General features: G+C 42.1%; 19 protein-coding genes and 1 pseudogene. 8 read left to right on the forward strand and 12 right to left on the reverse strand.

Going from position 1 to position 21,366, the window contains the following annotated elements; all coding sequences use genetic code 11:
• A pseudogene (locus UYI_RS32845) lies at positions 1-899 on the forward strand (hypothetical protein); the annotation flags it as partial.
• Positions 884-1,234 (forward strand): hypothetical protein, encoded by a 351-nt coding sequence (locus tag UYI_RS38335; protein ID WP_016867912.1) that lies wholly within the window; start codon positions 884-886, stop codon positions 1,232-1,234. The pseudogene UYI_RS32845 and the gene UYI_RS38335, both read left to right, overlap by 16 nt.
• A gap of 75 nt (positions 1,235-1,309) precedes the next feature.
• Here the strand turns inward: UYI_RS38335 and UYI_RS0117345 are convergent, their stop codons facing one another.
• Positions 1,310-2,149, reverse strand: coding sequence for a carbohydrate ABC transporter permease (locus UYI_RS0117345; RefSeq protein ID WP_026086013.1), 840 nt, complete (start codon positions 2,147-2,149; stop codon positions 1,310-1,312).
• A 168-nt stretch (positions 2,150-2,317) separates the two neighbouring features.
• On the opposite strand from UYI_RS0117345, the gene yidD reads away from it, so the two are divergent.
• Both yidD and ilvA read left to right on the forward strand, forming a co-directional pair.
• Complete coding sequence (gene yidD / locus UYI_RS0117350; protein ID WP_016867914.1) at positions 2,318-2,608, forward strand: membrane protein insertion efficiency factor YidD; 291 nt, start codon at positions 2,318-2,320, stop codon at positions 2,606-2,608.
• A gap of 265 nt (positions 2,609-2,873) precedes the next feature.
• The gene (gene ilvA, locus UYI_RS0117355; RefSeq protein WP_016867915.1) at positions 2,874-4,385 is read left to right on the forward strand and encodes a threonine ammonia-lyase, biosynthetic; all 1,512 of its coding nucleotides are present in this window, start codon (positions 2,874-2,876) and stop codon (positions 4,383-4,385) included.
• Positions 4,386-4,735: 350 nt separating this feature from the next.
• Here the strand turns inward: ilvA and UYI_RS0117360 are convergent, their stop codons facing one another.
• The 6 genes from UYI_RS0117360 to mrdA form a co-directional block, all read right to left on the reverse strand.
• Complete coding sequence (locus UYI_RS0117360; protein ID WP_016867916.1) at positions 4,736-5,290, reverse strand: GNAT family N-acetyltransferase; 555 nt, start codon at positions 5,288-5,290, stop codon at positions 4,736-4,738.
• 47 nt (positions 5,291-5,337) lie between these two features.
• Positions 5,338-5,634: a putative quinol monooxygenase gene (locus tag UYI_RS0117365; RefSeq protein ID WP_016867917.1), complete on the reverse strand. Its 297-nt coding sequence runs from the start codon at positions 5,632-5,634 to the stop codon at positions 5,338-5,340.
• Between the two features lie 168 nt (positions 5,635-5,802).
• Complete coding sequence (gene mtnB, locus UYI_RS0117375) at positions 5,803-6,441, reverse strand: methylthioribulose 1-phosphate dehydratase (protein ID WP_016867919.1); 639 nt, start codon at positions 6,439-6,441, stop codon at positions 5,803-5,805.
• A gap of 4 nt (positions 6,442-6,445) precedes the next feature.
• Positions 6,446-7,081 (reverse strand): HAD-IB family phosphatase, encoded by a 636-nt coding sequence (locus UYI_RS0117380; protein ID WP_016867920.1) that lies wholly within the window; start codon positions 7,079-7,081, stop codon positions 6,446-6,448.
• Between the two features lie 3 nt (positions 7,082-7,084).
• Positions 7,085-7,636, reverse strand: a complete 552-nt coding sequence (locus UYI_RS0117385) for a 1,2-dihydroxy-3-keto-5-methylthiopentene dioxygenase (protein WP_016867921.1) — start codon at positions 7,634-7,636, stop codon at positions 7,085-7,087.
• 446 nt (positions 7,637-8,082) lie between these two features.
• Complete coding sequence (gene mrdA / locus UYI_RS0117390; RefSeq protein WP_016867922.1) at positions 8,083-9,933, reverse strand: penicillin-binding protein 2; 1,851 nt, start codon at positions 9,931-9,933, stop codon at positions 8,083-8,085.
• 280 nt (positions 9,934-10,213) lie between these two features.
• Here mrdA and UYI_RS0117395 point away from each other — a divergent pair, with 280 nt between their 5' ends.
• Both UYI_RS0117395 and UYI_RS0117400 read left to right on the forward strand, forming a co-directional pair.
• Positions 10,214-11,143: a polysaccharide deacetylase family protein gene (locus UYI_RS0117395; protein WP_016867923.1), complete on the forward strand. Its 930-nt coding sequence runs from the start codon at positions 10,214-10,216 to the stop codon at positions 11,141-11,143.
• 28 nt (positions 11,144-11,171) lie between these two features.
• On the forward strand, positions 11,172-12,623 hold the full coding sequence (locus UYI_RS0117400; RefSeq protein ID WP_016867924.1) for a DUF5009 domain-containing protein: 1,452 nt from the start codon (positions 11,172-11,174) through the stop codon (positions 12,621-12,623).
• Positions 12,624-13,039: 416 nt separating this feature from the next.
• Here UYI_RS0117400 and UYI_RS0117405 read toward each other — a convergent pair whose 3' ends face one another.
• Together UYI_RS0117405 and UYI_RS0117415 are read right to left on the reverse strand one after the other, a co-directional pair.
• Complete coding sequence (locus UYI_RS0117405) at positions 13,040-15,271, reverse strand: glycoside hydrolase (protein ID WP_016867925.1); 2,232 nt, start codon at positions 15,269-15,271, stop codon at positions 13,040-13,042.
• Positions 15,272-15,487: 216 nt separating this feature from the next.
• A complete protein-coding gene (locus UYI_RS0117415) occupies positions 15,488-15,718 on the reverse strand; it encodes a NifU family protein (RefSeq protein WP_009457148.1) in 231 nt (76 codons plus the stop codon).
• A gap of 100 nt (positions 15,719-15,818) precedes the next feature.
• Between UYI_RS0117415 and UYI_RS39040 the strand changes: the two genes are divergently transcribed.
• On the forward strand, positions 15,819-15,998 hold the full coding sequence (locus UYI_RS39040) for a hypothetical protein (protein WP_235147966.1): 180 nt from the start codon (positions 15,819-15,821) through the stop codon (positions 15,996-15,998).
• Here the strand turns inward: UYI_RS39040 and UYI_RS0117425 are convergent.
• The 3 genes from UYI_RS0117425 to UYI_RS0117435 form a co-directional block, all read right to left on the reverse strand.
• Positions 15,970-16,608 carry a DUF3386 domain-containing protein gene (locus UYI_RS0117425; RefSeq protein ID WP_016867927.1) on the reverse strand — a complete coding sequence of 213 codons (639 nt, stop codon included), beginning with the start codon at positions 16,606-16,608 and terminating at the stop codon, positions 15,970-15,972. The two genes, UYI_RS39040 and UYI_RS0117425, sit on opposite strands and share 29 nt — an antisense overlap.
• Before the next feature lie 118 nt (positions 16,609-16,726).
• Positions 16,727-18,475 carry an ATP-binding protein gene (locus tag UYI_RS0117430; protein ID WP_016867928.1) on the reverse strand — a complete coding sequence of 583 codons (1,749 nt, stop codon included), beginning with the start codon at positions 18,473-18,475 and terminating at the stop codon, positions 16,727-16,729.
• A gap of 181 nt (positions 18,476-18,656) precedes the next feature.
• Positions 18,657-18,893: a hypothetical protein gene (locus UYI_RS0117435; protein WP_035138736.1), complete on the reverse strand. Its 237-nt coding sequence runs from the start codon at positions 18,891-18,893 to the stop codon at positions 18,657-18,659.
• A gap of 519 nt (positions 18,894-19,412) precedes the next feature.
• On the opposite strand from UYI_RS0117435, the gene lepA reads away from it, so the two are divergent.
• Positions 19,413-21,224, forward strand: coding sequence for a translation elongation factor 4 (gene lepA / locus UYI_RS0117440; RefSeq protein WP_016867930.1), 1,812 nt, complete (start codon positions 19,413-19,415; stop codon positions 21,222-21,224).
• Positions 21,225-21,366 lie beyond the last annotated feature (142 nt).

The raw sequence follows: 21,366 nt of genomic DNA on the forward strand, positions 1-21,366 counted from the left end.
TCAGGTGGGCAACCTTAGCGCTAATTTTGGCTTCAACGCTGGGTGGCTTATCTGGATCGCTGCTAGGGGGCTACCTTGCCTCCACTTTTGGTTGGCGTTGGGCATTTGCGCCTTCACTGAGTATCCTACTCCTAGTGTTGCTGTTGAGGCGATCGCTGCCAAATCTAACTATTCGCTGTACACAACTGATCGACTGGGTAGGCGGTTTACTCTCGTTTTTGGGGCTTGGCTCTATCTTTGTAGGCATGAGCTTGGCAGGAGAATTTGGTTGGTGGGAACCGAAGCGCATGTTTTCCATTGCAGGTTTGGTGATCCCACCGTTTTCGCTCTCGATCGTCCCCGTATTGGTTGCCGTTGGGATGATCACTTTAGGGTTCTTTAGTTTCTGGCAACGACGGCAGGCAAACCGATGTGCAGCTTCCTTACTGCGAGTCGGACTATTGCGTAAGCGAGGATTTGTACTGGGAGTTCTCACTGCGATGCTGCACACAATGATTGTAACGGGCGTGCAATTCAATCTTTATCAGTTTGTGCCCGTTGCACTGTCGCTGAATCCATTCAAAACGGCGCTCACAATCATACCTTATAACGTAACGATGGTAATCGTGTTAGTTGCGATTGTGAAGTATCTAGTTTTAGGCAACCGTATTCCACCTAAGTATATCGTCTGTAGCGGGATTTGTTTGCTTGCCGCTGGCATTGGCATACTTTACAGCAGCTTGCATCCCCGAGTTACCTCGCTGGAACTGATGCCGGGATTGCTTGTTATGGGTGTGGGTTCAGGATTATTTTTGTCCTATATTATATTAGCGGACTCACTTACTCAGCTGCGTCGATGTATGAGAAACCAGAATGTTCTGGAATTTACAATCCGATTCAGAATTTGGGCAGTTCGTTAGGGAGAGGGGTTCTCGGTACATCGCTCGTATTTTTTGCCTCTCAAAACATTGTTGATAGCATCTTACAAAATCTCGGCAAAACATTGCCACCAGTCCAGCGCAGTGAAGTCATTGCCGAATTACAACAGATGCTTCAGACGTTTTCTCGAGAAGAACTCAAAGTGGTATTTGCCAACAGACTGCCACCGTCAATTTATCCCTTGCTGCGATCAATTAACCTTGATGCAGCGACTTCAGGGATCAAAACTTCATTGTTAATCGCACTCGTCCTCATAGGAATTTGTTTTCTGCTTGCCACAACTTTACCTGAGCATCCTTCCAATCGCCGTTGTTGAAGGATTCTTTGACTGCAAGCCGCTAAAATCAAAGCGATCGCGATCATGCTGCTTTTAACTTTGCATTCGCTACAGTCATCCCTTCACACCGCTACCAGTTTCTGTCGGTACAATGTAGCGTTGTAGAAATAGAAATAATATCATTACTGGCAGAATAGAAATTACTGAGCCAGCAGCCACTAACCGCCAATCAAGAGAAAAAGTACCCGCTAGTTTCGCTACACCTAAAGGTAGGGTGTACAAGCTTTCATCTTGAATCACAATCAAAGGCCACAAAAAGTCACTCCAAGAACCAATAAAAACGAAAATTGCCAGAGTGACTAATGCGGGACGAACTGCTGGTAACATTACATGCCACCATATACCTAACTCTGAACAGCCATCCATACGTGCTGCTTCTTCCATCTCTTTTGGCACACTCATAAAAGCTTGTCGCAACAGAAAAATACCAAAGGCGGAAGCTAGGCTAGGAAAAATTATGCCTAAATAAGTGTTTCTTAAACCCAACTGGACTGTCAAAATATACAGAGGGATCATCACAATTTGAAATGGAATCATAATTGTGGAAATAATTGCGATGAAAATCCAGTCTCTGCCTGGAAATGAGAGTTTAGCTAGAGGATAAGCAGCCAAAGCGCAAAACAGTAAATTGAATCCCACAGTTAGCACAGCGACCAAAGTACTGTTGAATAAGTATTGTCCAAAAGGATTAGATTGCCAAACGCTAACAAAGTTCTCGAAAGTTGGTTGACTTGGCAATAACTGTGGTGGTGACTGAAAGATATTTTCAGTTTGAGATTTGAGTGCAGTACTTACAAGCCAAAATAAGGGGAAAAGGGTCACTATTGCGATCGCACTTAGTATAATGTACGTCCCTATGGTTTTTACTTGTGAGTTGCGACTAGAAAAACTCATATTATTGATTGTGAATGAAGTTCACCGATATTTGATTTTATTCACATTTGGCGTGGAAATGGCCCGGTGTCAGATTTGTACCACTACGCAAATTAAACCTGTTGATAGAGTCATAGCAGCGGATCTTAGATAGAAGATGAAGTGGTAGTTTCTATTACTATATGTTTTATGTCAGTCAGTACGATTGAGGCTGTTGTAACCCAAGCTGCGATCGCATCACTCAATACTTACCAAAAGCATCTGTCTCCTCGTAAGGGTTTTTCATGTCCCCATCGGTTACTCTATGGGGGTGAGTCTTGTTCTGATTATGTTAAGCGTCTACTGATTAACCACAATTTGCTCACAGCTATACAAATGGCTCCCCAAAGATTCAAAGCGTGCAAAATATCTGCTCAGACTCTGCAAAGTCAGCGTGCAGAAGGTGGATGTATCATTATTCCCTGCTGTATACCGATTTAATTACGCCTGGTGTGAATTATTGCGTGTGGTAGAAAAATCATTTTTTTATCGACCACCGATACACACCGATTAACACAGATGACACAGATGGATTTTCCGTTGGTGAATGGATGGTACTTGTGGTATGTTTATCGGCTTTTGTTAATTCATGTTAGGGGTACTTTATTTGTGATCACTGATAATTGATAACTGTTCACTGAGTTGACAGGTACAAAAGTGCCGTAAAATTATCCTCTATCCGGCATCTATCAACCTGTTAACGCCCATGCTCTGTGACTACCTGGTACAAATTCTGACTGCCCGCGTTTACGATGTTGCCCAAGAAACACCATTAGAACACGCTCCTAATTTATCTGCACGGCTAAATAACAAGCTGCTGCTAAAACGCGAAGATATGCAGCCAGTATTTTCCTTTAAGCTGCGTGGCGCTTATAACAAGATGGCAAATCTGCCACCGGATTTACTCGCTCAGGGTGTAATTGCTGCATCCGCAGGAAACCATGCCCAAGGGGTTGCTCTTGGTGCGCGGGAATTGGGAACACGAGCCATTATTGTCATGCCTGTAACTACACCCCAGGTAAAGATAGATGCAGTGAGAGCGCGTGGTGGTGAGGTAGTATTACACGGGGATACCTACGATGATGCCTATGCTTACGCTCGTCAACTAGAGGCAGAAAAAGGCTTAACTTTTATTCATCCCTTTGATGATCCCGATGTCATTGCTGGACAGGGAACCATCGGGATGGAGATTTTACGGCAATATCAGCAACCGATTCATGCAATTTTTGTGGCTATTGGCGGGGGTGGATTGATTTCTGGAATTGCGGCTTATGTGAAACGGTTGCGTCCAGAGATCAAGATTATTGGTGTTGAACCAGTAGATGCAGATGCCATGTATCAATCGTTGCGAACTGGAAAACGAGTACGTTTGTCTCAAGTTGGCTTATTTGCTGACGGTGTAGCAGTGCGGGAAGTCGGGGAAGAAACTTTTCGGCTGTGTCAGCAGTATGTGGATGACATCATTTTAGTTGATACAGATGACACTTGTGCCGCGATAAAAGATGTATTTGAAGATACACGATATATTGTAGAACCTGCGGGGGCATTAGCGATCGCAGGTGCTAAAGCTTATGTAGAACGAGAACAAATCCAGGGACAAACATTAATTGCTGTTGCCTGCGGTGCAAATATGAACTTTGATCGCCTCCGCTTTGTGGCAGAACGGGCAGAACTGGGTGAACGCCGTGAAGCGATCTTTGCAGTGACAATTCCGGAGGAAGCGGGTAGTCTGCGTAAGTTTTGCAAATGTATAGGCAGACGCAACTTAACTGAATTTAACTATCGCATTGCCGATGAAAAAGAAGCTCATATTTTTGTAGGTGTGCAAATCGAAAATCGTGGCGATCGCGCCAAGCTGGTTGCTACCTTTGAAAGCTGCGGGTTCAAAACAATCGATTTAACCGATGATGAGTTGACAAAATTACACCTGCGCCATATGGTAGGTGGACACTCTCCCCTCGCTCACAATGAATTGCTTTATCGTTTCGAGTTTCCCGAACGTCCTGGTGCATTAATGAAGTTTGTGGATTCTATGAGTCCCAACTGGAATATTAGTATGTTCCACTACCGCAACAATGGGGCAGATTACGGCAGGATTGTGGTAGGGATACAGGTTCCTCCCCATGAGATGGAAGAATGGCAGGCTTTTTTGGATACTCTCGGCTATCGTTACTGGGATGAAAATAAGAATCCAGCCTACAAGCTGTTTTTGGGGTAGAAAACGCGTGTCTTTATGGGAAAAAATAATCTTTGAAACACTACGACAATAAGTACTGCTTTATTGTAATGTCTTTAGTGTTTTGAAACGCACAGGAGTGCAGAGTAAGCGCACCAGGTAGCAGAGTCTTAACAAAGCTCATTCGCTATGAACTAATGAAATGCTGTACTTAGACATAAATAATTGAATTGACTAGATTGCTCACATAGCGTTAATAATGAACTTGATGCGGGAATCATGGTAGTAGGGTGTACTGTTTTAAATTTCTTAGTTTATAAAGCCATGACCCAGACAAGTCTTTTACAACGCGCAAAACAAGGAGATGCAGAGGCGATCGCATCTGTAATCAATTACCTCATAAAAGACAAAAAGATTATTGCTAAAGCAAGTGTTAATGTCTTCCTCAAGCGTGCGACACGATTTTCTCCATTAAGTAACACTTGAGTTACACTGGCTTCAAAAGAGAAACCCATGCGTTCCCAAAACAGACGCGCCCTTGGATTTTGCTCTTGGACTATTAACTTTACCTCGGTTGCTCCTGCTTCCCCGATCCACTTTTCTATTGCTTGCCAAAGTTGTGTACCGTATCCGCTACAGCGATACTCCGGTAGGAGCAATAGTAGCCCGACAAACCACGTATTTTGCTGGGGATAATCTCGAAGTAACTCTACGACAGCAACCAGTTGCTTGTCTGTCTCGAATCCCAATACTATTTTGTTGTCAGGTGGTACTGCTGATGGACGAGCCTGCAAAATTTCTCGGGCGGTGTTTTCTGAGGCGGTTTGCTTTTCTACAAGCTCGAAAAAATCATTGCAGATAATGCAAAATTCAGCCAGCTGCAATATATCTGCTGTGTTTAAAAATCTGGTTGAGAATTGTAGAGAATTTAGATCAGGAGAAAGCATCTGTTGTTTTGAAGTCAAACAAAACGCGATCGCTAATCAGGAGAATGTTAAGTTAACAGACTGTAGCGACGGATATCTATTTCATTTGCTACCAAGTCTTGCAATTTAGCCGCAGCTGTTTGAATATGTGCTGAAGCCAGATGAGCATTTAAGGCGTCATGAGAAGCCCATTCTTCTACAAAGGTAAATTCAGTGGGATCAGACTGATTTTGCAGCAATTCATATTTTATACAGCCATTCTCCTGGCGAGTAGGTTCAATTATTTCTAATAAGACTGCTTTGATATCTTCGACTTTTTCTGGCTGAGCATTTATACGGGCAATTACACGAATTGTATTAGTCATTGGTCGTCAATAGTTAGTGGTTGTTTGTTGGTTGTTGGTTGTTGATTGTTAGCGTTAGTGTTAGTGTTCTCCCATGTCCCCCAAGTCGTCTCCCTTGTCTCCCTTGTCTCTCCCACCCCTGACACTCCTCACACTCCTCACACTCCTCACACTCCTCACGCCTCCCCATCACCCCATCTCTTTGCCAAAAACTCGCTGCGCTGCAACCATATAACGGAAAATATATTCTACTAACTCAATGTAGTTACGAGCTTCTGTGGAGGAAGCAGCCCAAACTGTGACACCGTGATCGCGGATGAGTAGGGCTGGCAATTGTGGGGGAGTGTTGCTAAATCTTGTTTTGATCTCAGTTGCAATCTGCTGAACCTCTAAATGATTAGCAAATATAGGCATCACGCAATCAGGGTTTTCTTCCCATACCCCAAGTCCTTTGAGCATTTCTAGTGGTGGCAAAGGTAAAGCATCCTCATTGACAAATCGTGAAACTAGATTTGCTTCCACTGAGTGGACATGATAGCAACTTGTGGCTTGTGGAAAAAGGTTATAAATAACCTGGTGAATGGCAGTTTCAGCGCTAGGCTTGGAGTCTTTTGTGGGTTGTTCTACCTTACCATCAGGATAAACCCGCACAAAGTCATCTATTGCCAATTCTCCTTTCGACTTACCACTAGCTGTAATCCAGAAGCTACCATCAGATAAACGTGCTGAGAGATTACCTGCTGTTCCTACCATCCAACCCTGTTGGTAAAAGTGACGGGCAGCAGTGATTAACTCAAGACGGGCATCGGTTAGCGTTGGGCTGTTCATTATACTAGACAGAATTCCACAATTGTGCTAGATGATCGCGCACTTCTAAAAAATCTTGCCAGGGAATGTAAGGTTTTTGATTTTCTTCGAGATAATACGCTAGGCGATCGCGAGCAAACACTATCGGTGTTGCTAATGCCATATTTAAATCAGTCAGCGAATCTCCAATAGCTATTTTCTCATCTGCTGGATACTTTTCCATTACTTGCACTTTCGCAACTAATTCTGTCCCGCCTTCAAACTCTGAATTAGGGTGCAAATACTCACCTTTGGTATCGACATCAACAGCGTGGATGGCATGAATTCGTGGCACTAGTTCGCCTAACACAACTTCCACCATACCCCGCAATCCCCCAGAAACTACTACCAAAGGCACTTTCTTTACTTCCAAGAAATCCAATAGTTCTGTAAACCCTGGACGAATTGGTTCTTTGCGGGTAAATTCTAAAATTTCCGGGTAGCAAGCAGATGGAATGGACTCCAAAATCTGCCTGACTCCTGCGCGTAACGTCAGTCGCCGTGCGTACATTTCTGGTATCAGTTGGGCAGAAAGCTGAGGTGCAAAATGCTTCAGCACAGCCACAAAAGTTTCTGATACCGTAATACTACCGTCAAAGTCGCAAAAAATGATACGTTTCATTTTTTAAGCAACAGCCTGACGCCTGTGAATTGGTGTACCTGTATACTCAGGAACCCAGCCTTCTGTATTGGTAAAATAGCGTACTGCTTTCACTCTTCGCTCTCGTGTGAGATAAAACCAGTGTTCAGTCCCAGCAGGCACATTGATATACTCTTGTGGTTGCACTGTTAATTCTACCTGGCTGCCATCAGGACGCACAAAGCCAAAAATTCCTTCTCCAGCAACCACGTAGCGTACTTCATCATCTGCATGAGTATGAATCTTGTCAAACTTTGTTAGCAATCCGTCCAAGTTAGGAGTTTCTGGATGAAGAACAATTAAATCACGGGATTGATAGCCTGCTGTTTGTTGCAACTGCTCAAAATAGCGATCCAAAGCTACTAATACTTGTTCTTTTTCATCTTCATTGAGGCTATCTTTTGCCAGTAACTCGTGTAATTGGGAGTCTTCTCCTACAGGCCAATAATTAAGTTGAATATTGAGGGATGCTAGTTCCCGGGAAATATCTTTTAGGTCAGTGTATACTTTACCGTCTTCTAGTTCTAATATTGCCATAGTCCACCTCCTGCATGAGATATTATACGGTAATTCTAGCGAGTTACAAGGATATTGCTACTAATTATGATTAATCATTATTAGCAATCACCACCTAGCCACAAAAGAAAAATCTATCTGTATTCATCTGTGTTCATCGGTGTGCATCGGTGTTCGTTTTTCAAAACATAATCCTTGTCACCACCTAACACACCAAAAAAGTAAAGCTTTCGATTAATCATTATTAGCAATCACCACCTAGCCACAAAAGAAAAATCTATCTGTATTCATCTGTGTTCATCGGTGTGCATCGGTGTTCGTTTTTCAAAACATAATTCTTGTCACCACCTAACACACCAAAAAACTACAGCTTTCAGTGAAATCGTAGCGACCTTAAACCCACGCGTACTGCGGAATAAGCACATCACAGACGCAGAGAATTCGCTACGAAATCACAAACCATTGTACTAAGGACGATAATTTTCTGAGTTATTACCCTCAGGCTTGTTGTATTTACCTGGATATTTCTTGTGAAAATAACTTTCCATAACTTGTAACGCCATTGGTCCAGCAACACTACCGCCACCACCACCAGAATGTTCTGCAAATGCCACAACCAAAATTTCTGGTTTATCAGCGGGAGCATAACCACCAAACCATGCATGATTGGCTTTAACACCATGACGTAACCAAGCTTCGGCGGTTCCAGTTTTACCAGCTACAGGAGGAAGAGTCGGCACATTTAGCGCTTTACCTGTACCTTCACTGACTACCTTCCGCAGTCCATCCCGCAGAACTTGGACTGTAGAGGGTTTCATATTGACTGACTCACGCCAAGATTTGGCTTGCTTGTTGTCTTCGAGTAAATGGGGTTGAACTCTGTAACCACCATTAGCAGGTACAGCAAACATCACACCAACTTGTAAAGGAGTGGCAAGTAGCGCTCCTTGACCAATTGACATATTCACAGAGTCACCCACAGTCCAAGGCATTTTCCAGGTTTTCCGTTTCCATGCTTCATCGGGAACAAAACCTTTGGATTCCTCTGAGGTAAATTCAAAACCAGTTTTTTTACCAAACCCATACTTGCGCGTCCATTCAATTAAAGTCGGGCCACCAACTCTAGCACCAACTTGATAAAAAAAGGTATCGCTACTCATCGCGATCGCTCGTGCAAATCCCACTGTCCCAAATCCAGCATGGTTCCACTCATTAAAACGAGTACCGCCAAAATTTAGATAACCATAAGTTGGTAGTATTGTGTCAGGAGAAAATTCACCCGACTCTAACCCGGCGGTAGTAGTGACAATTTTAAATGTACTTGCTGGGGGATAGGCTCTCAAAGCACGATTGAGTAAGGGATGATTTGCACCCAACAAAATTTCTTCCAATTCTTTTTGAGAAGGTTTTGGCTTGGAGAAAACATTAGGGTCAAAGGTGGGGTGAGACACCATTGCTAAGATGGCGCCGTTGTGGGGGTTCATGGCGATGATAGTTCCATTGCGATCGCCTAAAGCTTTTGCTGCTGCTATTTGCAAATCCGCATCTAGGGTTAATCGTAGATCCTCACCAGCTTTTGCCTGTTTTTGTCCCAAAATCCGTAATGGACGTCCGCTACCATCTACTTCCAATTGCTGACCACCCCATTCACCCCGGAGTAAGTCTTCATAGGCCTTCTCGACCCCCATCTGACCAATCACATCTCTAAGACGGTAGCCTTCGTGTCTTTTTTGTTGCAACTGTTCGGGAGTTAATTCGCGCGTATAACCTAACACATGTGCAAATTCTTTACCGTGTGGATAGTAACGAACTGCATCCGTATGTATTTCCACGCCATCTAGTTCGGTTTCATACTCTTTTAAGGCAGTGATTTCATCTAAACTTAAATCGCGTTTGATCCGCACTAGTCCAGAATAGTTTGGTTCTCTCTTAGCTTCTTCGAGTTTCTTTTCTATCTCATCTAAGGGAATATTCAGAATTTGAGATAAACGTGGTCCTACTCTCGACCAGGAATCCTTTTTCTTATGAGCCATCGGCCACAAATATACAGAATGAGGATAGCGAGTAGTAGCTAAAAGTTTGCCATTGCGGTCAAAAATATTACCCCGTTCTGGTTGTTTGTGTAAAAGCCGAATTCGATTAGACTCAGCCCTTTCTCGGAGAGTGGGGCCTTGAACAATTTGCAAATATACCAACCTCGCTACAATACCGTTTGTCATCAACAGGGTAAACACAATCAAAAATATAGACTGTACGCCCCGTCCAACGGTACGTGATTGTTTATTATTGCTGGCTAGAGGAGATTGTAATAAGGACATACTATTAACTTTGATTACGACTCACTTGATCTGTATACGATTACGCTCTATCACTACCCGTATTGAAAGAAAATAATTCGAGTAGTATAGACTTGGTATTTTTTGCTGGTATAGAATAAACCAAAATATAATTCAGTATGGAAGTCAATAGACTATGATAATTTGTTTTTTTACAAAAAAATAAGGTTCATTTGTCACTTTTGACAAATCTTGCAGCAAATCCTCATTTCCAAGTCCTTAATGTTGTCTGTATATTTGGCTAATTCCTGAACACTCTAAAATGACTTACAGCAAAACTCATCCAGTTGTGAAACCTCCAAAAAGTAAAAATTTACCTCTGAGTTTGGCTGTAAGTTTTATTATTATCTTATTTCTTTTAATTTTTCAGGATAATGCTACTGTCATTCCTATTTTGGGGTTTCATGGTGTAATTAACAATAAAAATTCTGTTATCCAGCTTGAACAAGGTAAGATGCATTATCCCCAAAAAGATTTAGAAAAATTTCTAGAATACTTGCTGATTAACGATTATTGGTTTTTAAGTTCACACGATTTATATGAAATTTTATCAAATCAAAATCATAGACATTCCGATTTTTTTGTGAAGAAAAAGCCTATTATGATTTCTTTTGATGATGGCTATAGAACAGTATACACAAATTTACTACCTATATTAAAAAGATTAGAAAAAAAGTATGGCAAGAAAATAAAAGTAGTTCTATTTATAAATCCAGGTACTTTATATAAGAAAGGTAGTGTTAATTCCACTAACTTAAGTTGTCAGGAATTAAGAGAAGGCTTACAACAAGGTTTTTATGATATTCAATCTCATGGTTTAAATCATAAGAACTTAACAAGACTAAGTAATAAAAACTTAATTAAAGAATTATTAGAATCCCAAAATGAATTAAGAAAATGTACACATGATTTAGATCCGCAGCAAAAAGTAGCCTCTCATTTTGCCTATCCATATGGTGCTTATAATGAGCGAGTCCAAAAATACGTATCTAAATATTATTTGTCAGGTTATTTATACAATAATAAGATTTTGAATAGAAATTTTTTAAAAAATCAATATGAAATACCTCGTTTATCAGTTAGTCGGCAAGAATCAGTCAAAACTTTAATAGAAAAATTTGATACGACGTTCGATGAGAAATCAATTTTCGATCAGAAAGTTAACCAAGAAAAAATAAAAACTGAAGAATAAATTTGTCTAATCTCATATTTAAATTTATATGCAGCCAAATAATAGTATTAGTAATTCTAGTTTAAAACGTTACTATGCATTGGATGCACTACGTGGATTTGCGATTTTGGCAATGATTTTATCAGGTACTATCAGCTATGAAATTTTACCAGCTTGGATGTACCATGCTCAGGAGCCGCCACCAAACCATATTTTTAATCCTAATCTGCCAGGATTAACTTGGGTAGATATTGTATTTCCCATTTTCTTATTTTCTATGGGAGCCGCTATTCCTTTAGCTCTATTAAATCGTTTGGCTAAAGGATTAACAAAAATACAAATTATTTTTTATATTCTCAGACGAGGATTATTACTAGGAATATTTGCAATCTTCTTGCAACATATTAGACCTTTGGCAATTAATAAAACTCCAACTACACAAACTTGGTGGATAGCTTTACTGGGTTTTTTGATACTTTTCTTGATGTTCGTGAGGTGGTCTAAAAATCAGAAAATCAGACAATATGCTATTTTGATTACCCCTATTGCTTGGGTAGCCGCTGGTATTCTTGTTTGTGTGATTAACTATCCAGAGGGAAATGGGTTTTCTGTTTTTAGAAGTGATATTATTCTGATTGTTCTGACAAATATGGCTATTTTTGGCTCATTAGCTTGGTTATTTACCAAGAATAATTGGCTGTTACGTTTGGGATTATTAGGTTTTTTAATTGCTTTACGACTATCTGCAACTGTTAAAGGAAGTTGGATTGCAGTGCTTTGGCAAGCATCGCCTATTTCTTGGATTTTTCGGTTTGATTATTTGAAGTATTTATTGATTGTGATTCCTGGAACGATTGCTGGTGATTTAATTGTAGATTCGTTAGGGATTTATTTATCCAAGCAACAAGAAGTAAGAAATCAATCAAGATGGCAGGGTTTACGTTTTTATGGCATTCTTTTGTTGATGCTAGCTATTTGTATAACTTTACTAATTGGTTTGCAAGCTAGATGGTTATGGCAAACAAGTTTAGTATGTGTAGTACTGTGTTTAATTAGTTGGTTTTTATTTGTTAATTTAACAAGCCAACAAGAAAGATTAATTAAATCTTTTTATCGGTGGGCAGTTTATTGGTTGATACTTGGTTTACTATTTGAACCTTTTGAAAACGGCATTAAAAAAGACCCTGCTACATTTAGTTATTTTTTTGTGACTACTGCGATCGCATTCTTTTTATTAATTATTTTGACTGTAATTATAGATATTTTTAATCAACGTCAATGTTTGCAGCTACTTATCGATAACGGTCAGAATCCCATGATTGGTTATGTTGCTTTTGGCAATCTTCTTTGGCCTATTTTGAAATTAACTAATCTTGAAACTTTTATTTTACCTCATACTCATACTCCTTTCACAGGATTTCTCAAAGGAGTTGTGTATACTCTCATAATTGCTATTTTTGTGAGTTTGTGTACTAAATTAAAATTATTTTGGCGGACGTAAAGATTAACTTAGCAGCAAACTCATGATCCATCTGTGTGCATCGCCTTGTACGGTGGTCGAGTTTTCAACAAGATTGTGGCGCAGTGCCAGGAATAATAATCATCGTAGACGCGCAAGCGGCTTCCCGAAGGGTACACAGATGAACACAGATGAACACGGATGGTTTTTGCCTGGGCTGGCTGTCTTTTTATCGGTGTGCATCGCCTTGTACGGTGGTCGAGTTTTCAACAAGATTGTGGCGCAGTGCCAGGAATAATAATTATCGTAGACGCGCAAGCGGCTTCCCGAAGGGTACACAGATGAACACAGATGAACACGGATGGTTCGTGCCAGGGTTGACTATCTTTGTTATCTGTGTGTATCGATGTGCAAACCTCCTCTTCAATTAACGATCAACCACCAACAACGAACAAATATTAAGGCACTTCAATCGAAATCAAGCCATTCTCCGGTAGATAATTGCAAAAACGCCCTTCATCTGCAAACGCTAGAATTAAGCGCAGAGTATAGTCTGGTGGAACTTGTAAATCAGCCCACGGGACTGCAATCTCTAAACAACGGTCTAATGCAACTTGCGCGCGACTGGTACGAGGATGCCATTGATAATGTTCTCCTGCTTCCCGAAATTGAATCGATTGCGTCAGCAAATTGATTTCTAAATGATGATGAAACTGGTAATTGACTGGTGCAATATCTGGCACTTCCGCTAAGGGAATAGGGCTATTGTGCATGGTCTTGTCAGGATAAAACCACAGCAAATTTAACTCTGGTGGCAAATCCTGTCCTGGCTGACTACCTGCTTTAAAGTCCAGCCTCAGATAAAAATTCAAGTGATCCACCCCATACCACAGACGTTGGATGACGCTGCTGTTGTGCATTGTTCCCCGTGCGCCACCTATTTCGATACGTCCAGCTTTATCCCAGTCTTGTTCATCTCCTTTACCGTCTATATTGGGATGAATAAAGCTTTCTGGACGATGATCTGTGCGTGCAGCATGAACTTCTACAGGCTGACGTAAGTAGGGAGGTATGGGTTCATTTAAAGCTTTGTAAATACCACACAGATGTTCGCGAAATAATTGATCGAAAATCGCATCTTGGTTGGAAGAATGCCCTTCACCAAACCACCAAAACCAGTCAGAACCTTCTGCTGCGTACAATGCTTCCCAAACTGCTGGGTTGTTTTCTTCGGTTGCTTCTGGATGATTTGCTAAGGTGGCACGTGCCTGTGTCAAGTAATCCCAAGCACGATTTTTGGCAGGATCGCCAATCCAAGTAGTAAAACTACCATCTACCCAGGAACCACTATGTAGTTGTTTTCCAGGTATAGTTGCTGTTGGTGGGTACTGTTCAAGGAATTCTGAGACGGTGACGAGTTTGAGATGTGGTTCCCTTTCTAAGGTTGCATACAAAGCTTCTAAAAAGGGTTTGCCATCTTGAGAATAAAATTCCCAACAATTTTCGCCGTCCAAAGCGATGGTGACTAACCAAGGTTGTTCGCTTTGGTGTTCTCTTTGCATTTTAGCGATCGCTTGCAGGTGTCCTACCAAATCGGCTGCTGCTTGTTTCGGTGGCATGGAACCATAGGTAAAACCAATTAAATCTGATAATCTATGGTCACGGAAGACGATCGCTAAATCACCGGCAGGGGTTTCTAAACGGTATGGTCGATACAATAACTCTGGTTGTTGCACATTTCCCGCCCCGTCACGGTGGAAAAAGTGCCGCAGCGTCCATCCCAACACTGCTTCATCTGAGCAAATCCACTTAAATCCTTGTTTGATAATATACGATAATATTTCTGGACTAACTGACTGTTCCGAGGGCCATAAACCACGGGGTTCTTTCCCAAATCTATCTATATATAAATTCCAGGCTTTTTGTAAATGTCGGGGAATATCTTCTGACCACTGAAATCGATACTGAGGCAAGGTCATATTTGGTACAGCTACTCTGCCGGAATCAGTATCAGCAAGTAAGGGCAAAATCGGGTGAGTGTAGGGCGAAGTTAGTACCTCAATTTGCCCTGTTTCTTGCATTTTCCGGTGTTGCGGGATAATGCGGCCAATAATGTCTCGTTGTTTGGAATAAATACGCTGGCGATCGCTTAAAGTAAAATTTCGACCTTGTTTTAACCACGCAGCAATTTCTGGATCATCCCAAAACAAAGGATCAATCCAAGCCAAGTTGTGCCAAGCCAATAAATCGCTATAATCTTGTGCTTGCCAATTTTCCAAACACCAAGCTTGTCCTCTCTCTTGCTTTTGGCTATATAACTCACTGTAGCGGGGATGAGGATCAATCATCGTATGATGATTGGCATCAAAAAAGTGTTGGATAATAAATTCTTGCTGTTGCTGAGTGAGTTGTTCTGAAGGCGTGAGACTAACTTCTAAGTAAGGATCAAAAGCTGTACCAGCTATATAATCTTCTAACTGTAAGATCAGCGATGGTACTAAATTCACGGCTTGGTGTAACTTTGGATACTTCTCTAAAAGTAGTACTAAATCCAGATAATCCTTAGTACCGTGTAGACGTACCCAAGGCAAGCGATAATGCTGGGACAAAGAAAGCGAAACGCCGCTGCGAGATTTGTACAGCGGCTGATGTTGATGCCAGATAAAAGCGATGTAGAGGGGATGAGACATAGGCTTATTTTGGGATTGGGGAACTCGGGGCCCCTGGTGGGGATTAGGGGCAACGGGGATCGGGGATCAGGAATCGGGGATCAGGGATCGGAGATCGGGAATTGGGAATTAGGCATTAGTTATTCTCCGCGTCCTCCTGCTCCCTGCTAAGAGTTCCCTTGTCCTTCTTGTCTGGTTTGTCCCCGATCCCCGTTGCCCTATCCTCTTTCCCCATTCCTAAATTACTTGCTCAACTTCTGCAATTTCAGGAATCATTTCCTTGAGACGACGTTCAATACCCATTCTCAAAGTCATTGTGGAACTTGGGCAAGAACCGCAAGCGCCTTGTAACCGCAGTTTGACAATGGGGCCATCGAGTTCTACAAGTTCCACGTTACCACCATCAGACATCAGATAAGGGCGCATCTCATCCAAAACAGTTTCTACGTTGTCAGCTGTCAGTTCCATTTTTTTCAGACCTCTTTTGAGCAGAAATATTTATTTCTATATTTGTTAACTACATCCTAGTACAAGAAGGGTGGGGAGGTGGGAGGTGAGAGGTGGGGAGATGGGGAACTCACCGGCCCCCACTCCCCCAAGGGAGTGGGGATTAGGGGCAATGGGGAGATGGGGGGCTAGGGGTCCCCACTTTGTGGGGTTGGGGGGCAATGGGGAGTGTGGGGACTACCCACTAACGACCAACAAACAACAACCAACTACTAACCAAGAACAATATTTGAGTAATTGAACTCAGTATTAGTAGTATTTTTGTCATCTATATACTCTTGTACAACTTGCTTAGTCATGATGTAGTAGTTGCCTATTTTCTCATAGGTATCTGCAAACTTCAGAATGCTGGTGACTTTGTTGGTTTGGGTGTTGCGGAAAGTAGCCTGATAGGAAATGGGAATATAGCCTTCACCTGTATCCAAACTTTTATAAGTATCTATTACAAAAGCCATACGACCCATTGTTCGATTTACCTGACAAACTTGCTTGTCCCGGATTTTGTAATTAGAATCCATTGAGTCAGCTTTGACCAAAATTTCCACTGCATCGGTGTTGTCTGTTTCACCAAGAACAAACTCGTGATTGCCATGCGACTCCTCAAAAGAAGTACGTTGGCGGTGAGTGACCATATCCTGTAATTGAGTGTAAATACCTTCTGCAACTTGCTGATCACTGACTCCTGTAACTTCTATACTCATGTCGTGGTTAATGCGAACTTGACCTGTGTAAACCTCCGCACCCTGCACCACTTGTACATCTGCACTGTAACCAGGAAAGTTTTTGTCCCAAGTGTAACGGCTTTCGTAAGCAGTTTGGAATAACTCGCGGGCTGTGTCTGGAGTTGTCATACCACCACATTTGACTTCACTTTTCTCAGTTTAATCTAGTGTGATTAGTCAATTGTCAATTGTCATTTGTCATTTGTGAAAACTTCTTTACTAATGACTCATGACCAGTGACAAATGACTATTCTTGTGTATTAACTTCACTCGGTGAAACCATGACTGGTTGCTGATACAGTGGTACATTGAAAGTTACTGTAGAGCCAAGCCCTTCACCCAAACTATAAAAATGTACTTCTCCACCCATAGCCTCTACAAGTTTTTGAGAGATGACAAGTCCTAAACCTGTGCCCCCATATTGACGAGTGCGGGAACCATCTACTTGTGAAAATAGTTGAAACAGTTTGTCTTGTTGATCTAGAGAAACGCCAATACCAGTATCTGCCACACGCACTTTTACCATACCGGGAAATTCTCGGTCTTGAAATATTACTGTTTTGCGCACTACATCGGCGTTGACAGTCACACCACCTTCATGGGTAAATTTAATGGCGTTGCCGACTAAATTCAGCATTACTTGCTTGAGGCGTTGGTAGTCACCATAGACAAGAATATCATCCGATGTATCTGGCAAATGCATTTGGAAGCTCAGATTTTTTTGTTCGGCTTGCAAGCGCATAAAGTTGCCTACATCACTGAAGAGTTCTGCAATACTGACTGGCACTAGTTCCAGTTCCATTTTGTCTGCTTCGATTTTGGCAAAGTCTAAGATGTCACTGATGACATCCAGCAGATGTAATGATGATTTATGGGCTTCCAAAATAAACTGCTTTTGTTCCTCTGGATCGTCAGCCATCCCGTCTAAAATTAATTTTAAAAAGCCGATCATCCCGTTAAGCGGCGTTCTAATTTCGTGGGACACGTTAGCGAGAAACTCACTTTTGAGGCGGGATGCTTCTTCTGCTTGTTGGCGTGCGGCTTCTAGTTCTCTATACAAAGTCGCATGAGCGATCGCAGTCCCTAACTGGTCTGCCACTTCTTTTGCTAGTTCAAGTTCTGTGGCTGTTACACCATAACATTTATCGCACAGAGTCACAGCAATTAATCCGTTGGGCTGATCTTGATAGCAGGTTGCTACTACCAACATTGTTTCTTGCCCAAATAGCGGATGTTTAGGGTTTTCTTCTAAAATTGGTTCTAAGGTAGTCAAAGCTCTAGCAAATGCCGGTTCAGCAGCAATATCCACTTCTAAACCCAATACAGAACTTAATGCTGGCTGACGATACTCTGCTATAACCTTGAGCTTGTTATTTGACGGTTGGTATGGACAGATAATCGAACGCTTTAGTTGTAGCAGTTCTCCTAAACTGTCAACAGTCTGTTGCCAAATTACATCCAAGTCTAGAGTACGGCGGATATTTCTGGTAATTTGTGTTACCAATTGTTGATGTTGCTGTGAACGTAACGCTAATTCCAATTCTGTGGCTGGTTTTGCGATCGCTTCCATTTCTGTTTCGCTGATTGTGGCTTGTAGTAGCCTTCCGATCACCAAAACAGCGATCGCAGGATTACCCAATGTCGGCAAAATTGGACTAATAATTAACTCCAACTCTATCAACTGCTCTTGATAGCGAAACCAGTATTGACACTTTTCTGGCACTAAAGTTGTAAGTATCCGCTGCAACCTTTCTAGGTAAGTAACCTTATCTACTGGGGCAAAAACCGCATCGACATTGGCATCAACAACTTGCTGAGGATCAATACCGAACCTTTGGCAGTGTTGCCAATGAAAGGAAAGATATCGCCCTATCCCATCTTGCGTATACACCAACTCGGCTCCCAAATTGGCGGATGAGCCATTAGTGTTACTGGTAAAAGTTTCCAGATGTTCAGACACAAAATTTGGCTGTTGGGAATTAGCAGCAATACTCATGACTCGAGTTGGATAAGACAAATGGCAACCCAAAAAATATTTTTGGCTGAAGCTGTTTATAGCTTGGCATAATTTTTTTACAGCTTTAGCACTTTTGATAAGTAAATTTTTGGCTGACAGCCCTAGAAAATCTACACTTCCTCACTCTCCCTGAAACTTAATTTTTTATCTTATGCAGTTACTAATCATTCCATTCGCCTCGTGGTGGTACTGGCATACGTCTAGGAGTGCGTGTGAGTTCATCATCTCTGGGAACTTCACCTCGTAACCACTGACGAATCGCCACTTCAATTACTTTACTGGGGTCATTGGTTAAATGGCGAATTTGCTCCACCAGTTCAGAGTCTAGACGAATTGCAATTTCTACCTTATCGGTTGGAGATTCTTCCGCGTCGGTAATTTTATCTTTCATATTCATAGTTGCTAACTCTCAATTCGTTTATCAAAGGCTTTGTGATAAGCTTGTTGTCAGCTCTAGGCAATTGTGACCTGCAATCAGCTGCTTTCGTGTGCATTTTGCAGTTCTAGATGTTTATTGTACGCTCCCAACCGCTCAATACCAGATGCCATAGATAGACCTTTATATTTTGTCAATGGTCAAGAGTCAAGAGTCAAGAGTTAGTGGTTGGTTGTTAGTTGTTGGTTGTTTGTTGGTTGTTCTTTGTTGGTGGTTAAAGGTTAGTGGTTAGTGGTTAGTGGTTAGTGGTTAGTGGTTAGTGGTTAGTGGTTAGTGGTTAGTGGTTAGTTAATGATCTACTACTCCTCACACTCCCCACACTCCCCACACTCCCCACCTCCCCACCTCCCCACCTCCCCACACTCCCCACCTCCCCCTTAACCTTTCCCCTCTAATTACACCGTCTGAGCTAAGAAACCATTAAAATACGTTAAGTATATTTCTGTTTAACCTTGGTTGCTGCTAAAGCAAAAAAGTATTATGACTGACGTTCCCGCAGCTCGTATTCGGAATTTTTGTATTATTGCTCACATTGACCACGGCAAATCTACTCTTGCTGACCGCTTGCTGCAAGTCACTGGCACGGTGGACGATCGCCTCATGAAAGAACAGTTCCTCGACAATATGGATCTGGAACGGGAGCGCGGCATTACTATTAAGCTGCAAGCAGCCCGGATGAACTACACAGCAAAAGATGGTCAACAGTACGTACTAAACCTAATTGATACTCCTGGTCATGTGGATTTTTCGTATGAAGTATCTCGCAGTTTGGCAGCTTGTGAAGGTGCATTGTTGGTAGTAGATGCTTCCCAAGGTGTAGAAGCACAAACTCTCGCCAATGTTTATTTAGCACTAGAACACAACCTGGAAATTATTCCGGTGTTGAATAAAATTGACTTACCGGGAGCAGAACCAGATAGAGTCATTGGAGAAATTGAAGAAATTATTGGCTTAGATTGCAGTGGTGCAATTCTGGCTTCTGCTAAAGAGGGAATTGGGGTTGATGAAATTTTAGAAGCAATTGTAGAACGTATTCCACCACCACGAAATACAGTCAATGAACCTCTAAGAGCATTGATTTTTGATAGCTACTATGACAGCTACCGGGGTGTGATTGTATATTTCCGGGTGATGGATGGGACTTTGAAGAAAGGCGATCGCATCTACTTAATGGCGTCTGGCAAGGAATACGAAATTGACGAGTTAGGTGTACTTTCTCCCAACCAAAAGCAAGTTACAGACTTACACGCTGGAGAAGTAGGTTACTTGGCAGCAGCCATTAAAGCTGTGGCTGATGCCCGCGTCGGCGACACTATCACCCTGGCTAATGCCAAAGCTGCTGAACCCCTATCTGGTTATAAAGAAGCTAATCCAATGGTGTTCTGTGGCATGTTCCCCATTGATGCAGATCAATTTGAGGACTTGCGGGAAGCATTAGAAAAGCTCAAACTTAATGATGCGGCCCTGCATTATGAACCAGAAACCTCTAGCGCCATGGGTTTTGGTTTCCGTTGTGGTTTCTTGGGATTGCTGCACATGGAAATTGTGCAAGAACGCTTGGAACGAGAATACAACTTAGATTTAATTATTACTGCTCCTTCAGTAGTTTACCGAGTAACCACCAACAAAGGTGAAGTACTCTACATCGATAACCCTAGTCACTTGCCCCCTCCCAACGAACGGGAAAAAATAGAAGAACCCTACGTTCAGGTAGAAATGATTACACCAGAGACTTATGTCGGTACTTTGATGGAATTATCACAAAACCGACGTGGTGTGTTTAAAGATATGAAGTATCTCACCCAAGGACGTACCACACTGACTTACGAATTACCCTTGGCAGAAGTCGTCACTGACTTTTTTGATCAGATGAAATCGCGATCGCGTGGTTATGCCAGTATGGAATATCACCTGATCGGCTACCGCGAGAATCCTTTGGTGAAGCTAGATATCATGATTAACGGCGAACCAGTTGATTCTTTGGCGATGATTGTCCACCGCGATAAAGCTTATGGTGTTGGACGTTCAATGGCTGAGAAGTTAAAAGAACTCATTCCTCGCCATCAATTCAAAGTGCCAATTCAAGCCGCTATTGGTAGCAAGATTATCGCCAGTGAACACATTCCCGCCTTACGAAAGGACGTACTTGCTAAGTGTTACGGTGGTGACATCAGTCGGAAGAAAAAACTGTTACAGAAGCAAGCCAAGGGTAAAAAGCGGATGAAAGCTGTAGGTACAGTTGATGTTCCCCAAGAAGCTTTTATGGCAGTGCTGCGGTTGGATCAGCAGTAACGCTGGCTTGAAAATAAGGCAGAAGGCAGAGGGCACAAGGGGTTCCCCACAAATTCGTTCTCCGAATCGCGAATTTGTGGGGGCCCCGCAGAAGGCAGAAGGAGGTACTTACGCAATATCCTCTCTAACTCTTATTCCTCTG

This window comes from Fischerella muscicola PCC 7414 (assembly GCF_000317205.1).
GTDB lineage: Bacteria > Cyanobacteriota > Cyanobacteriia > Cyanobacteriales > Nostocaceae > Fischerella > Fischerella muscicola.

Bases quoted from the DNA above. Each gene is read 5' to 3' on its own strand.
- UYI_RS0117345 (WP_026086013.1), bottom strand. From the start codon at position 2,149: ATGAGTTTTTCTAGTCGCAACTCACAAGTAAAAACCATAGGGACGTAC.
- yidD (WP_016867914.1), top strand. From the start codon at position 2,318: ATGTCAGTCAGTACGATTGAGGCTGTTGTAACCCAAGCTGCGATCGCA.
- ilvA (WP_016867915.1), top strand. From the start codon at position 2,874: ATGCTCTGTGACTACCTGGTACAAATTCTGACTGCCCGCGTTTACGAT.
- UYI_RS0117360 (WP_016867916.1), bottom strand. From the start codon at position 5,290: ATGCTTTCTCCTGATCTAAATTCTCTACAATTCTCAACCAGATTTTTA.
- UYI_RS0117365 (WP_016867917.1), bottom strand. From the start codon at position 5,634: ATGACTAATACAATTCGTGTAATTGCCCGTATAAATGCTCAGCCAGAA.
- mtnB (WP_016867919.1), bottom strand. From the start codon at position 6,441: ATGAACAGCCCAACGCTAACCGATGCCCGTCTTGAGTTAATCACTGCT.
- UYI_RS0117380 (WP_016867920.1), bottom strand. From the start codon at position 7,081: ATGAAACGTATCATTTTTTGCGACTTTGACGGTAGTATTACGGTATCA.
- UYI_RS0117385 (WP_016867921.1), bottom strand. From the start codon at position 7,636: ATGGCAATATTAGAACTAGAAGACGGTAAAGTATACACTGACCTAAAA.
- mrdA (WP_016867922.1), bottom strand. From the start codon at position 9,933: ATGTCCTTATTACAATCTCCTCTAGCCAGCAATAATAAACAATCACGT.
- UYI_RS0117395 (WP_016867923.1), top strand. From the start codon at position 10,214: ATGACTTACAGCAAAACTCATCCAGTTGTGAAACCTCCAAAAAGTAAA.
- UYI_RS0117400 (WP_016867924.1), top strand. From the start codon at position 11,172: ATGCAGCCAAATAATAGTATTAGTAATTCTAGTTTAAAACGTTACTAT.
- UYI_RS0117405 (WP_016867925.1), bottom strand. From the start codon at position 15,271: ATGTCTCATCCCCTCTACATCGCTTTTATCTGGCATCAACATCAGCCG.
- UYI_RS0117415 (WP_009457148.1), bottom strand. From the start codon at position 15,718: ATGGAACTGACAGCTGACAACGTAGAAACTGTTTTGGATGAGATGCGC.
- UYI_RS39040 (WP_235147966.1), top strand. From the start codon at position 15,819: ATGGGGAACTCACCGGCCCCCACTCCCCCAAGGGAGTGGGGATTAGGG.
- UYI_RS0117425 (WP_016867927.1), bottom strand. From the start codon at position 16,608: ATGACAACTCCAGACACAGCCCGCGAGTTATTCCAAACTGCTTACGAA.
- UYI_RS0117430 (WP_016867928.1), bottom strand. From the start codon at position 18,475: ATGAGTATTGCTGCTAATTCCCAACAGCCAAATTTTGTGTCTGAACAT.
- UYI_RS0117435 (WP_035138736.1), bottom strand. From the start codon at position 18,893: ATGAATATGAAAGATAAAATTACCGACGCGGAAGAATCTCCAACCGAT.
- lepA (WP_016867930.1), top strand. From the start codon at position 19,413: ATGACTGACGTTCCCGCAGCTCGTATTCGGAATTTTTGTATTATTGCT.